The organism is Metabacillus indicus LMG 22858, from assembly GCF_000708755.2.
GTDB classification, from domain to species: Bacteria; Bacillota; Bacilli; order Bacillales; family Bacillaceae; genus Bacillus_P; species Bacillus_P indicus.
On sequence record NZ_JGVU02000002.1, the window covers coordinates 736,106 to 749,651 of the forward strand.

Here is a 13,546-nt window from a genome sequence, read left to right on the forward strand (position 1 = left end):
GCTTTTTTATCACGTATTCTCTTTTAAAACCAAATGCTCTTTTTTGCTTAGTTTTTCTTCAAGAAGCGTCAGCACCACCGGAATAAGCAGAAAAATGCTGGAGATTTGAAAAAGCACGGCCGTTTCGACAAACTGAGCAAGAATCCCGAAGACAATTCCGCTTAAGCCGATTCCAAAATCGATCGCAGAGAAGTACATGCCGTTTGCCACACCCCTTCTGTTGTCAGGGGTCATGGAGAGCGTCCATGACTGAAGCGTCGGAAGCAGGGAACCAAAGCCGATTCCAAACAAAATTCCGGCAGCAGCTATTCCTGCATTTGTATGGGAGAATGACAGAACCCAAAGACCCGAGAAGGTTAAGACCGAACATACAATAATTAAACCCTTCGGCCCCTTCTGATCAAACCATTTCCCTGAAATCGGTCTTGAAACAGATGCCATTATGGCATTAAACAGGTAAAACAGAAAAATCTGCTCAATCCCCCGTTCTTCACCGAATATCACAATGAATGTCACAACCGACCCATAACCAAACGTCGCGATCATCGTTATGAAAGCAGGATACCAGCTTGATTTTTCAACAAGCGAACCAACATAGGAAAATGTTAAATCTTCCTTTTTAGTGTTCGTCACTGATTGAGGCGTATGGTAACGCACAGCAGCAAGCAATCCAATCGCAATCAGACCGAGTGCACATGAAATGTAAATTAAGTTGTTAAATGACGTAACCCCAAAAAGATATATTCCAAGGCTTGGAGCAATAATCATGCCAAGCGTAACGGACAGGCCAAAATAGCCCATGCCTTCACCAAGACGCGATTTCGGAATCACATCTACGGCAGCCGTACCGTTTACTGTTGTTGAAAACCCCCAGGCAAGACCATGCACAAACCGAAAAAGCAGAAAAATAAAAATCATGCTCGATAACGGATATACGATGGTAATGGCAAGAAGGGCTGCAGCTCCGGCAAGCACGAGCGGCTTGCGTGTCCGGTATTCGAGCATATAGCCTATAAACGGCCTGCTTAATACAGCGCCTATTGAAAACAGTGCAGTCACAAGCCCGATCTCAAGACCTGAGGCCCCAAGAGACTTTATGTAGGGCGGAAGTGTCGGGATCAGCATCTGAAACGACATAAAAATAAACAAATTTCCAACCATGAGCATCACAAACGACTTTGTCCACAGCGGTGCTTTTACTAATGTACTCACTTTATCTCTCCTAAATTATCTGTGTATCTGCCAATATATTTCGCATTCCTAAATAATAGCACAGACAGCGTCTGGATTATACTGATTTAGCTCCGTGAATTATTGACAGAAAATTTCGAAAGGATAATTTATACATTTCCAAAGATAAAGCAAAAAATCCCGTATATGAACGGGATTCTGTCAATTTTCAATACGGATCTGTCTCTTTTCCAGTTTTTAAATCAATGACCTTAACTGGATCCGCCGGTGCGGGAATGTTCTTGCTTTCTGGAGGCCTTGCGCCGTTCTCCACCCAGTCTGTAAGTAAATCAAAGGATTGATGGGCATACGGCAAAAGCGGCTGGAGCTTCTTCCCGGCATCCGTTGAAGCATTCCAGACCAAGCTGTCGACATGATTGCCATTTTCAATGTAATACATGCGGTGCAGTTTATCCTTCCCTGCTTTTTTAACAAGCTTCTCATATCCCGCTGCATGAATGTCAGGGAAAATCAGAGTGTCAAGGGTACCCGTAAAACTGATAAGCGGAACATCGATACCTCCCGTGTTCGCAACCTCTTTAATGCTTTCTTTTACGCTTTTAGGACGGGATGGATAGCGGTAGTTTTCGAAAATAGAGTCATAGGTTCGGTCTCTCACTCCATTAATAAAATTCAAGTAATTTTTCCAGTCAATCCGTTCAGGTGCATTAGGATCAAAATGATCGCGGTAAATATTTGCAGTAATAAACCAGTACACCTGGTCATGATAGCTCCATAATGCTTCTGATCCTTTTGGAACCCCTGCTTTATACAACTCTTTTACCGCTTTTTCTTTCTCTTTTCCACTGCCGTATATGGCAGGCTCGGCATGATTGACAACCGCTGTCAAAGAGGAAATCAGGTTGGGCTGCTTCTCTGTCCAGAGAACACCTTCCCAGTCAACGCCGCCATCAAACAGCCTGTCTTCTTTTTTCTGGCGCCCGTCATGCTCAAGCGCGTACCTGACCACATACCCTCCGTTTGAAATTCCAATTGCATATGTAGGAACACGGTGGTTTTTTCTAATAAGGTGATGCGCAGGATTTGACTTGTCTTTAGGCGAGATAAGCTTGTCCGCATAATTTTCCTGGAGGTAAGCTTGAGCTGACGCCGTTATCTGCCGGTACCTTTTGTGCCATTCGGCAACCGAATCATCTTCTTCAACAAGAGCATTTTTTGCTTTTGCAAATGGATCTGCAGGATCTAATCTACCTTGTGTTCCCTTATCAATGGCCGCAAAAGCGTATCCTTTTTCCAGGACAAAATCACTGAAGAGCAAGTCTGTCGAGGTTTCATTGCGCGTTGCAGGAATTCCGGCAGATACCAGTTTCCCGTTCCAGTTATCGGGAATCCGGATCACAAATTGTGCATCCTCAAATGCTCCATTAACCTGAGTTCCGGTGACTGGGGCTGGATTGTACATTTTGTGCCAGCCTGTTTCATCTTCTGCACTCCCCCACAAATGCGGCGTCAATCCGAGATTCCCAAAAAGAGTTGCCTGCTGATATTGAACGGGATTCTTTGTCGTTAAATAATTCTCATTTATTCCGTCAAAATAAGTTTTTTTCAAGCTGTGTGCATCAGGAATAGAAGCTTCTTGTGCGGCAGACACTTTGGCAGGCTCATTTGTCATGGGGATAATAGGCGCAAGCAGTGCTGCTGATAATGTAACCGCTATCATTTTTCTCCTCAAACAACCACACCCTTTTTAGAATTTTCTGTAAACCGAACATACTCAGTTTACTCTTTTTGGGAGCGTAGGGCATGGGACGAAAGATGCAACTATAAAAAGCAAAAAAATAACCCGTATTTGGGTTATCTCTTTAACTATAAATTGGCTTTTTTTAGTCTTGAATCAAGAACCATATTCCCAAATGGAATAAATGCAACAGCCACTGCACTGAATACCCAGGCAAAAGACCATCTGATTTTATACGTTGTATATGCAATGATCAGGAGGTAGGCAATAAAGAAGAATCCGTGCAATGAGCCGACAATCGTAACGGCCATTGGAATATCCGCCCAGTACTTCAGCGGCATGGCAATAAAGAGAAGGATAAGCAGCGAAGCTCCTTCAATGAATCCCATAAATCTGAAACGCTCAATCGGTGTTTGAGGCATAGGTGTTCCTCCATCAACTTTTTTCTTCATTATAAAGCAGGATTTTAGCAAAAACCACTCTTCCCGGACAGACGTCATAGAATGTTCAATTCTATATGTATGTCCACTGCACCGCTTTATACCTCTTCACGCAGGAAAAACCAAGGTGCTCATGCACCTTGGTTTCCATTAGTTTTCGCTGCCCTGCAGTTCTCCGGTTTTTATTGCTTTTTCTTTTTTTACTGAAGGCTGATCCTTTGCACTTCTTAATGGAATTTCTTTAATAAAGAAGGTTAAGAGAATCGCAAGCGCCATTGTAATCGTCACGAAGATGAAAACACCGGATAACGCGTAGCTGAGGGAATCCTGCAGCTGACGGATGACGTTTTCAAAGAAAGGCACCGCTTCAGGAGGAAGTGTGTTCTTTAAGCCGTCAAGCTTCTCATGATCAAGCAGCAGCTGAGGGTTTTGCAGAGATTGAAGTTTCCCCGCAAGCTCAGGTGATGCTGCCATCTGATTCGTGTCACTGGCGCTGCTCATTGAAGCCATTTTATCCTGCATGCGCGAATTAAGAAGTGTTCCCATGATGGCAACTCCAACAGTCCCCCCGACGGAACGGAACAGCTGTGAGGATGCCGTTGCGACACCAAGCAGCTTCTGCTCTACCGCATTTTGCACTGTAAGCGTAAAGACAGTCATGCCAATTCCGATGCCAAATCCGACAAGTGTCAGGTAAAATACGAGCAAATACTGCGAGGTGTCTACCGTCATGGTTGACAGCAGGTAAAGGCCTGCTGCAGATATGCACAGCCCGATGATTGCCTGCAGTTTGTACTTTCCTGTTTTAGAAATAATCTGTCCGCCAAGAGCACTTGCAAACACAAGGCCGAGCGTCATGGACATTGTCAGGAAGCTGGAATGAGTAGCCGAGTAGCCGAGTACACCCTGAATGAAATAAGGAACATACATGACACCTCCGAACATGGAGACCCCAATGACAAACCCGATGACATTTGAAATGGTGAAGATGCTGTTTTTAAACAGATCGAGCGGCAGAATCGGGCTGACAGCTTTTCGTTCGACTAAAATAAAGATGATCACGGACAGAGCTGCTGCCGCGAATAGAGAAAGGATTTGTGCTGAGCCCCAGTCATATTTCGTTCCTGCCCATGAGAACGCGAGAAGTGCTGCAACAATGGCTGATGAAAGGAATAACGATCCAAGATAATCAACCTTCTGGCCGGGCTTTTTCTCCGTGGACGGGAAAAGCTTCCAGATAAGTACGAGCGCGACAATTCCAAGCGGAAGGAAAACCCAGAATACCCACTTCCATTCAAGGTTATCGACAATGTATCCGCCGAGCGTCGGTCCGAATACACTTGAAACCCCGAACACGGCACTCATGGCACCCTGCCACTTGCCCCGCTCTCTTGGAGCAAATAAATCCCCTACAGCCGTAAAGGCAGTTGACATGATCATACCTGCTCCAAAGCCCTGAATCCCGCGGTAGCTGATCAGCTGAATAATGTCAGTTGATGTACCTGCAAGAAAGGCTCCAATAGAAAAAATGATGATCCCGATGATAATGAAAGGTTTCCTTCCATACATATCTGATAGCTTTCCGACAAGAATGGTTGTAATTGCACTTGTCAGCATATAGATGGTGAAAACCCAGCTGTAATAATCAAGCCCTCCAAGCTCTGAAATGATTTTTGGAAGAGCATTCCCTACAATTGTCTGATTTACTGCCGCAAAAAACATCGCTGCAATGATGGCAATCATTATCGTTATTTTTTCTTTATGACTTAAATGTTCCATGATTCCACCTCTAGTTTTCTTCTAATAATTTTTTTAAAAGGCGATTAAATACAATCATTTCATCATCGGTTACGTTTTCCAGTTTCCGGTGAAAGTATTCTGTGATGGTCGCCTCTACTGTTCTTGCCACTCTCTCTCCTTCTTCCGTCAGCTGAAGAAGGACAACTCGTCTGTCGTCACTTGCCCTGACACGTGTTAAGTAGCCTTTTTTTATCAGCCGTTCACTGACTGATGTAATATGACTGCACGAAACGCTCAGCAGATCTGCAATCCGGCTGACATTTGGATGATCCTGTTCATGCACGAGCCGAAGCACCATAAATTCATTGAACGGCAGCATGGGTTCAAGCATGTCATTCAAATGTGCCCTGGTCATCTTGTTCAGCTTTCTGTAATTCGAGAGAAATTCGTAGGTGAGCTCCTGGCGTGTATTCATGTTCCCCTCCCGTTTCCAAATCAATTTAATACTTAACTTACTTAACTATTAACTTTATTAACTATATGACGGAGCTGAAAAGTTGTCAAGGAATAAAGCATAACAACATTTCTTTAAAGCAAAAAAAACAGCCCTGGCCAGGACTGCTCTCAAAATGCTGATTTTTTTACTATTTCCGCTTCATACAAGTCCCAGGCGTCATCAAATACGACAAGACCCGGGAGGTATGAGCCGTTAAGCTCGAGGTATGAGCTGATTTCGTGGTAATCGTCGGATGATTTTGGAAAGCTGTGATCATCGTAAGCATCATTGGCAAAACGGCTGATGTCATCCTGAGGCTTTGGATGCCTGAATTTCATCAGGTAGTGATAAAAAGATTTCATGCGGGTCCCCTCCGTTGGGTTTGTAAAGTGCCCCTATTATAACGTGGATTGGACAAGAAGAAAACCTCAGAATTCTCTGAGGTTTCACGTAAAGTCAAAATAATTTCGCTTTAAATGGCGCTTCCATTTCATGAGCTCATCAAAATTGACCCGGTTTGGCAGTTCTTTCACATTAATCAGGAGGAGCTGATTTTCGATTTCATTAATTGTATCCTCGCTCTGATAGCTGATGCCGCAATCTGGACATTCCGTACAGGGCGTTTCAGAAATTTCGATGGCCCGTGATCCATCGGGCAGCTCCCAGTGAACAAGGTTGCTTGTTTTTACGGCCTTTTCCGATTCACACCACTCGCAGCGCTCACTCATTTTCTGCCGCCTTCTTATCTTCGGATTTTAAAAGCTGGGCACGGTACTTTTTCTCTTTTAATTCGTCCCGCTTTTCCCGCTTGTTCTTTAAGCTTGCATGCTCGGGATTCGTTTCAAACGTTTTTCTTCGGCTGATGCGTCCGATGCCCTCAGGAATCAGGTTAAACTGTGCATCTTCATATAAACCTGCAATGCCTGACAATGATTTTTTCGAATCTGAGTCCGGATAGATTTCATTGAAATAATCTTCAGCAAGTCCCGGGACATAATTCTCCGGCTCCGGATACGTTGTGATCACACCTTCGAAGTTTCGAAGAACGACTTTTCCCGGACTTTGGGAAATCAGATAGTTTGGCTGCAAAGCGATTTTCCCTCCGCCTCCCGGTGCATCCACTACGAATGTCGGCACGGCATAACCGCTTGTATGACCTCTCAGGCCTTCAATAATTTCAAGCCCTTTTGAAACAGGTGCACGAAAATGGCCGATGCCTTCAGAAAGATCACATTGGTAAATGTAATACGGGCGGACTCTGATCTTTACTAAATCGTGCATGAGCTTTTTCATAATTTGTACGCTGTCATTGATGCCGGCAAGGATAACTGCCTGATTGCCGACAGGCACACCTGCATTAGCGAGCATCTCACAAGCCTTTTTGGACTCTTCTGTAATTTCGATCGATGTATTGAAATGGGTATTCAGCCAGATTGGATGGTATTTCTTCAGGATATTGCAGAGATTTTCGGTAATGCGCTGCGGAAATACGACCGGAGCACGAGTGCCAATCCGGATAATTTCAACGTGATCAATGGCTCTCAGGTTCTTTAAAATGTACTCTAAAATGGTGTCATTGATTAAAAGACCGTCACCGCCTGAAATGAGGACATCCCGCACTTCCGGTGTTTGAGCAATATAGGCGATGGCATCGTCAAGCTGTTTCTTTGGCACACCCATGCCGATTTGTCCTGAAAAACGTCTTCTTGTACAGTAACGGCAATACATGGAGCATTGATTTGTCACCAGGAATAGAACACGGTCCGGATAGCGGTGGGTCAGGCCGGGTACAGGAGAATCTTCATCTTCATGCAGCGGATCTTCCAGGTCATACTTTGTTTTATTCAGCTCCTGTGAAATCGGCACCGACTGCATGCGGATCGGGCACCTCGGATCATCTTCGTTCATCAGCCAGGCGTAGTATGGAGTAATATTTAAAGGAATGGTTTTCGTAGAAATTTTGACTCCTTCCTCTTCATCAGGAGTCAAGTTCACAACTTTTTTCAAATCTCCGAGTGTCCGGATCGTGTTCGTCAGCTGCCACAGCCAGTCATTCCACTGCTCTTCCGTCACATCTTTCCAAAGCTCAATATCTTTCCAATGGCGTTTCGGCTTATACAAGTCGTATCTCACAGCAGTTCCCCCATTTCGGTCTTTACCACTATTACATGCAAAAAGCGTGCCAGCGTGACTCGAAAAGCGGAAGCGCTCGTTTAGCTCCGGGAGTCAGATAAGGAAGTGGCGGAAAAGGCGCTTTTTGCCTTTACCGACAGTTCCGTTCTGGCAGAGGAGCTGAGCGCTGGAGCTAGACAATGCGAAAAGCGGAGCCGACTGCCCTTTCAGTCAGAAAAGAAATCGATCAGAAAGGCCGGGTTTGCCTTTTTGGGCGATTTTGTTCTGACAGAGGAGTTGGGCGATGGAGCTGGACAACACGAAAAGCGGAATCAGCCGGTTAGCTCCGATAGGCAGAAAAGAAATCGACCAGAAAGGCCGGGTTTGCCTTTTTGGGCGATTTTGTTCTGACAGAGGAGTTGGCTGATGGAGCTGGACAATACGAAAAGCGGAAGCGCTCGTTTAGCTCCGGGAGTCAGATAAGGAAGTGGCGGAAAAGGCGCTTTTTGCCTTTGCAGACAATTCCGTTCTGACAGAGGAGCTGAGCGCTGGAGCTAGACAATGCGAAAAGCGGAGCCGACTGTCCAACCCTTTCAATCAGATAAGAAATCCAAGGAAAAATCCGGGCTTAGCTTTAAAAATAATTTATTTTGCCCTCCACAAAAATACCACCCAACCCCACCCCAAACTCCCCCTACCCCTTTGATTCCACTGCCGAATATTGGTCACTAAGATATTTTTTGAGCTTGTACTGCAGGGTTTGTCTTGGGATGCCGAGAAGCTTTGCAGCTTTCATGACATTCCCATCTGTTTGTTCCATTGCATCAAAGATCAGCTTGCATTCATATTTTGACAGCCTGCTTTGCAGGGAGCCGCCTCTTTCATCTGATTCATCCTCATTCATCAAGTACGGCGGGAGGTGGCTCGGCAGAATCTGCCCTTCATCACACATGTTCATTGCAAATTCCAGGCAATGTTTGAGTTCCCGCACATTGCCCCGCCAGCGCTTTCTGCCAAGCAGGCTCTCCGTCTCTTTTGATAGGCCTGATACACGTTTGCCGAATTCCTGATTGTATTTTTTGATAAAAGCAGCCGAAAGGAGCGGGATGTCTGCTGGTCTCTCCCTGAGGGGAGGAAGGCTGAGGCCGAACACATTAAGCCTGAAATAAAGATCTTCTCTTATCTTATGTTCTTTTAAACATTGCTCAGGCGGGATATTCATGGCGGCAACCACTCGGACATCAACGTTTATAGCCCTGCTGCTGCCGATTCTTCTGATTGCCCCGTCGTCAATGACGCGAAGAAGCTTTGCCTGCAGGTTCAGGGGCATCGACTGAAGTTCATCCAAAAAGAGAGTGCCTCCGTGGGAAAGCTCAAATAAACCAGCCCGGTCTGCAGCGCCTGTATAGCTCCCTTTCACCGTGCCAAACAGCAGGCTCTCAAGCAGGGCTTCCGGAAGGGCGGCACAGTTTTGTGCAATAAAAGGTGACTGTCTTCGCGCAGATTCATTATGCACCGCCTGAACAACCAATTCTTTTCCCGTTCCTGTTTCCCCGTAGACAAGCAGATTGGAAGATGTTCTTGCGGCCTTTTTTATCAGTTCTTTTACACGGAGCAGATTGCTGCTGACTGTCAGTATGTCTTCTAGCCTGTACACGGTGCCGTTGACAGCTTTTGCTCTAACGGGTGACGATATTCTTGATTGAAGGTCTGCCAGTCTTTCTGTCAGCTGTTTGATGGCAGAAAAGTCCTTTGCAATTTCAACTGCTCCGATGACAGTGTTTCCTGATAAAATGGGCAGGCTTGTATTCACGGTTTCAATTTTTTCGCCTTTTACATTTATGTAGGTCTGCGAGTGATGGTAAATCGGCTTTTTCGTCCTGATCGCCTTTAGAAGGGTGCTTGTTTCTTCTGACAGAGAGGGAAAAGCGTCAAATAAATGTTTCCCCAGGACTTCTTCCGGTTTCAGTCCGTCGTGATAGGCTGCAATCTCATTGTAGAAAACCGTCATCCCTTTTTCATCAACCGCATGAATGCCCTCATCAATTGTTTCTAAAATATGCTGAATGATTTTCTCTCTAGTTTGGTCTGCCAATGAAATTCCTCCTCAGTGCCAGCTTTTCGGCAGCAAATGCTCATTTTCCGGCAGACAGGTCTTTACACCATACATTCATATTTTCATAGTCCGTGCTGATGATGCAGTTATTTGTGAGCCTGCCGGTATAATCATAATCCAGCTGATAAAGCACCGCGTTCATCCCGAAAGAGGCCGCCCTTGCGATAGAATAGGCACAGTAAATGCCCTCTTTCCTGAGCACGTCTTCAAGCTTCAGCAGCAGTGTTCTCATAAGCCGGTGCTTTCTCGCTTCAGGAAGCGTAGCACAGTCTGTCAGTTCTGCATTATGATAAAATCTGTTCAGCTCCGCTGATGCTGCACTAACGATCTTCAAATTCTCTTCGGCCAGTAAATAAATCGTTCCTTCTTTCATTGTCTTTACAATATAATCCGGAGAATGAAGAGGAGTCGGATACACTTCGAATACCGTTTGGTAAAGAGAAGCCAGCCCTTCTGCGTCCTTTTCTTCCGCTTTCCGGAATATAAAATCTGACGTGTCCGGACATGCCGACTTTTCTTTCTGATATATGGCACTCATCATGCTGTCCTGCTCCGTCCATGCCGTTGTAGTTCTTCTGTCCTCGCTGAAATATTTTGTAAAAAAACAGGCGGGGTCACCGTGGAAATATCCTCTGATGACCGCTTCGAGCTGATATTGTTTGTTAAGAAGCTCTTCAATCGACGAGCTTTTTCCCTTTACAATCAACTTTGTGAAACCTTTGTTCAAAGCGGCTTTTTCTGCATCAGCAAGGAGATCTTCCATATTTCCCCGGTAATCATCAATTCTCATCCGGCTGTTAAAATGGTCAAAAACCGCTGTCGCCCTGTATGAGATGCCTTCCAGTTCTTTTTCCTCTGTTTTATATTCGTTCACGCTCTTTCCCCCTTTTGTTCACTCCAGAAAAAAAGAGTGCAGAAATCGCACTCATTCTTCTTTTCACGGCTTCTTTATCTATGCGCATGATTAAATGAAATCAGTTTCAGCTCGGTCAGCTCTTCCATTGCGTATTTAATGCCTTCTCTTCCAAACCCGCTGTCTTTGACACCGCCGTACGGCATATGATCAACGCGGAATGTAGGGATGTCGTTGATCATCACCCCGCCGACATGAAGGTCTTTTGCCGCTTTAAATGCAAGGTCCACTCTGTTTGTAAATACGCCGGCCTGAAGTCCGAACCGGGAGTTATTGACTTCTTCAATGGCTTCATCAAATGTCCGGAATGAATTGATGATGGCAACAGGTGCAAATGCCTCCTGGCAGGAAAGACTGGCATCAGAAGGCACATTCAGTAAAATGGCCGGTTCAATCGTCTGATTTTCTGACCCTTTTCCTCCGCAGGCGCGCGTTGCACCTGCTGCTTCGGCTTCCTCAATCCAGGCGAGGGCGCGATCCACATCATCACCTGAAATGAGTGACGATACATCTGTCTGCTCATCCAGCGGATTCCCGACTTTCAATTTCCGTGTATGTTCAACAGCCTTAGACACGAATTCATCAAATATAGCCTCATGCACATAAATACGCTGTACCGAAATACACACCTGCCCTGCAAACGCAAATGCTCCGGTGACGCATCTCGCTGCCACTTCATCTGCATTTGCATCATCATTGACGATCACTGCAGAGTTCGATCCGAGCTCAAGAAGGGTTTTTCTCATGCCGGCTTCCTGCTTCAGCTTTTTCCCTACCTCCGGGCTGCCTGTAAATGTCAGGGCTTTTATCCGGTCATCCGATGTAAAATGCTTCCCTATTTCGCTGCCCTTGCCTGTGACAATGTTCAGGGCGCCGGCGGGCAGTCCCGCTTCGTGAAAAAGCTCTCCAATGAAATAGGAACTTAAAGGGGTTTGGGTTGCCGGTTTCAAAACGACCGTATTTCCCGAGGCAAAAGCAGGACCCAGCTTGTGTGCCACCAGATTCATAGGAAAGTTAAACGGGGTAATGGCTCCAATCACACCAATAGGTTCCCGCACCGTATAGGCTGTGCGGTTTTCCCCTCCTGGAGCTGCATCCATAGCTATTGTTTCACCGTCAAGCCTTCTTGCCTCTTCAGCCGCAAATGTATAGGTCATGACTGTGCGGTCTACCTCTGCCCTGGCCGTTTTGATCGGCTTTGCCGCTTCTTTTGCGATGATTTGAGCCGCTTCCTCTTTTCGTTCCGCAAGAAGCTCTGCCGTTCGTTTAAGAATCTCTGCCCGTTTATGTGCTGGAAGCTCCTTCATTTTTCTGAACGCGTCAGCTGCAGCGTCCACGGCTGCTTTCACCTTGCTTTCGTCTGCGATAGCGACTTCTGCAAGCAGATCCTTTGCGAAGGGAGATTTTAGTTCTACATACGTTTCTGATTCTTCATGTTTACCATTAATCCATAAATGCTGCTTCATTTCCGGTCACCTCTATTAGTAAGTCGTTTCCTGTACTTATTTCCCCTCTCCCAAGCCATAAAACATCACTCAGACACTTCGCACCAGTTTAATAAGAAGGCTGCAATCACTTTTGTGCAGGAGATCATCTGATCGATGTCGATAAATTCATTTGGAAAATGCGCCATCTCTGTTTCCCCCGGCCCAAAGACGATTGAGGGTATGCCGCCGGCTTGAGAAAGGAGACCGGCATCCGTCCCCCATGGGGATGCTTCTATTACAGGCTCACTTTCCAGAATGTCGACATATGCTTTTGACAATGCCTCTGTCAGCGGATGCGTGCCTTCAATTTCATTCGGGAGCCACCTTGCCCCAAACCATTCAAGCTCAGCCGGATGCTCTTTAAACCATTCATCTTTAGAGGACAACTCGTCTATCCATCCTTGAAATTCGGCCTGTACGTCCTCTATTTTTTCATTCGGTGCAATCCCGCATCTTCCTTCAAGTGTCACAAGATCGGCGACAGAAGAGGGCCATGTGCCTCCTTCTATTTTACCGATATTAATAGGAACTGGAATAGGAATTGTCTGATAGAGAGGATCGGTAATCCGTTTATTCCTTTTTTGTTCAAGCTGGAGCAAATGCTCTACAACTAAGGTCGTTTTCTCAATGGCACTTACGCCTTCATACCTTGTTCCTCCGTGTGCAGAGCGCCCTTTCACCTTGAGCCTGAACCACATCGACCCCTGCTGTTTTTGAAAGATTTTCATTTTAGTAGGCTCCGGAACAATGGCTGCATCCGCTTTATACCCGCGGAGAATCGCTGCGAGTGTTCCTGCTCCACCGCTCTCTTCTTCTATAACACTCTGAAAAATCACATCACCCTTAAGTGAAATGCCTGATGCTTTAATGGCTTCCATGGCCATTAACAGACAGACATTCCCTCCTTTCATATCTGTTGATCCGCGGCCGTATAGCCGGTTATCCTTCACAACAGCCTGGTAAGGATCAACTTCCCACTGTTTGAGATCTCCCTCGGGAACAACATCTACGTGTCCGTTTAAAATAACAGACTTGCCGCCGCCCGACCCTTTCATCACCCCAACAATATTCGGGCTGTCCTTAAATGAGGTTCTTGTCGCAACGAAATGGGGATGCTGCTTCAATGCTTTTCCTCCGGGTTCCCATAAATCTATGTCCAGGCTGAGCTGACGGCACTTCTCAAGGACGACAGCCTGGGCTGATGCTTCATTCCCCTGAACACTCCGCTGTTCGACCATTTTCTTCAGCAGCTTAATGGAGCGGTGCCGGTTGTCATTGATCCAGGCGCAAACTTGCTTTTGTGAGTCTTCCAT

Annotated in this window: 13 protein-coding genes; 1 reads left to right on the forward strand and 12 read right to left on the reverse strand. The window is 45.9% G+C overall.

Going from position 1 to position 13,546, the window contains the following annotated elements; all coding sequences use genetic code 11:
• Positions 1 to 9: 9 nt before the first annotated feature.
• From AZ46_RS06825 to kamA, 8 genes are all read right to left on the reverse strand, one after another.
• Positions 10 to 1,167 (reverse strand): MFS transporter, encoded by a 1,158-nt coding sequence (locus AZ46_RS06825; protein ID WP_029565881.1) that lies wholly within the window; start codon positions 1,165 to 1,167, stop codon positions 10 to 12.
• A gap of 232 nt (positions 1,168 to 1,399) precedes the next feature.
• Positions 1,400 to 2,863 carry an alpha/beta hydrolase gene (locus AZ46_RS06830; protein WP_412768598.1) on the reverse strand — a complete coding sequence of 488 codons (1,464 nt, stop codon included), beginning with the start codon at positions 2,861 to 2,863 and terminating at the stop codon, positions 1,400 to 1,402.
• 194 nt (positions 2,864 to 3,057) lie between these two features.
• Positions 3,058 to 3,351 carry a DUF3817 domain-containing protein gene (locus tag AZ46_RS06835; protein ID WP_029280732.1) on the reverse strand — a complete coding sequence of 98 codons (294 nt, stop codon included), beginning with the start codon at positions 3,349 to 3,351 and terminating at the stop codon, positions 3,058 to 3,060.
• Positions 3,352 to 3,519: 168 nt separating this feature from the next.
• Entirely contained in the window at positions 3,520 to 5,148 is a 1,629-nt protein-coding gene (locus AZ46_RS06840; protein ID WP_029280731.1) for an MDR family MFS transporter, read from the reverse strand.
• Between the two features lie 10 nt (positions 5,149 to 5,158).
• Positions 5,159 to 5,584, reverse strand: coding sequence for a MarR family winged helix-turn-helix transcriptional regulator (locus tag AZ46_RS06845; RefSeq protein ID WP_029280729.1), 426 nt, complete (start codon positions 5,582 to 5,584; stop codon positions 5,159 to 5,161).
• A 149-nt stretch (positions 5,585 to 5,733) separates the two neighbouring features.
• Positions 5,734 to 5,967, reverse strand: a complete 234-nt coding sequence (locus tag AZ46_RS06850) for a YozE family protein (RefSeq protein WP_029280728.1) — start codon at positions 5,965 to 5,967, stop codon at positions 5,734 to 5,736.
• A gap of 84 nt (positions 5,968 to 6,051) precedes the next feature.
• Positions 6,052 to 6,333, reverse strand: a complete 282-nt coding sequence (locus tag AZ46_RS06855) for a YokU family protein (protein WP_029280726.1) — start codon at positions 6,331 to 6,333, stop codon at positions 6,052 to 6,054.
• The gene (gene kamA, locus AZ46_RS06860; RefSeq protein WP_029280724.1) at positions 6,326 to 7,738 is read right to left on the reverse strand and encodes a lysine 2,3-aminomutase; all 1,413 of its coding nucleotides are present in this window, start codon (positions 7,736 to 7,738) and stop codon (positions 6,326 to 6,328) included. The genes AZ46_RS06855 and kamA overlap by 8 nt, the downstream gene beginning before the upstream one ends.
• Before the next feature lie 105 nt (positions 7,739 to 7,843).
• Here kamA and AZ46_RS06865 point away from each other — a divergent pair, with 105 nt between their 5' ends.
• The gene (locus tag AZ46_RS06865) at positions 7,844 to 8,128 is read left to right on the forward strand and encodes a hypothetical protein (RefSeq protein WP_029280722.1); all 285 of its coding nucleotides are present in this window, start codon (positions 7,844 to 7,846) and stop codon (positions 8,126 to 8,128) included.
• A gap of 283 nt (positions 8,129 to 8,411) precedes the next feature.
• On the opposite strand, the gene AZ46_RS06875 is transcribed toward AZ46_RS06865, so the two are convergent.
• The 4 genes from AZ46_RS06875 to AZ46_RS06890 form a co-directional block, all read right to left on the reverse strand.
• Positions 8,412 to 9,818, reverse strand: a complete 1,407-nt coding sequence (locus AZ46_RS06875; protein WP_029280719.1) for a sigma-54 interaction domain-containing protein — start codon at positions 9,816 to 9,818, stop codon at positions 8,412 to 8,414.
• A gap of 34 nt (positions 9,819 to 9,852) precedes the next feature.
• Positions 9,853 to 10,707, reverse strand: a complete 855-nt coding sequence (gene ablB, locus AZ46_RS06880) for a putative beta-lysine N-acetyltransferase (RefSeq protein WP_035319141.1) — start codon at positions 10,705 to 10,707, stop codon at positions 9,853 to 9,855.
• A gap of 74 nt (positions 10,708 to 10,781) precedes the next feature.
• Entirely contained in the window at positions 10,782 to 12,212 is a 1,431-nt protein-coding gene (locus tag AZ46_RS06885) for an aldehyde dehydrogenase family protein (RefSeq protein ID WP_029280715.1), read from the reverse strand.
• 65 nt (positions 12,213 to 12,277) lie between these two features.
• Entirely contained in the window at positions 12,278 to 13,546 is a 1,269-nt protein-coding gene (locus AZ46_RS06890; RefSeq protein ID WP_029280714.1) for a peptidase, read from the reverse strand.

Bases quoted from the DNA above. Each gene is read 5' to 3' on its own strand.
- AZ46_RS06825 (WP_029565881.1), bottom strand. From the start codon at position 1,167: ATGCTCATGGTTGGAAATTTGTTTATTTTTATGTCGTTTCAGATGCTG.
- AZ46_RS06830 (WP_412768598.1), bottom strand. From the start codon at position 2,863: ATGACAAATGAGCCTGCCAAAGTGTCTGCCGCACAAGAAGCTTCTATT.
- AZ46_RS06835 (WP_029280732.1), bottom strand. From the start codon at position 3,351: ATGCCTCAAACACCGATTGAGCGTTTCAGATTTATGGGATTCATTGAA.
- AZ46_RS06840 (WP_029280731.1), bottom strand. From the start codon at position 5,148: ATGGAACATTTAAGTCATAAAGAAAAAATAACGATAATGATTGCCATC.
- AZ46_RS06845 (WP_029280729.1), bottom strand. From the start codon at position 5,584: ATGAATACACGCCAGGAGCTCACCTACGAATTTCTCTCGAATTACAGA.
- AZ46_RS06850 (WP_029280728.1), bottom strand. From the start codon at position 5,967: ATGAAATCTTTTTATCACTACCTGATGAAATTCAGGCATCCAAAGCCT.
- AZ46_RS06855 (WP_029280726.1), bottom strand. From the start codon at position 6,333: ATGAGTGAGCGCTGCGAGTGGTGTGAATCGGAAAAGGCCGTAAAAACA.
- AZ46_RS06885 (WP_029280715.1), bottom strand. From the start codon at position 12,212: ATGAAGCAGCATTTATGGATTAATGGTAAACATGAAGAATCAGAAACG.
- AZ46_RS06890 (WP_029280714.1), bottom strand. From the start codon at position 13,546: ATGGAAGACTCACAAAAGCAAGTTTGCGCCTGGATCAATGACAACCGG.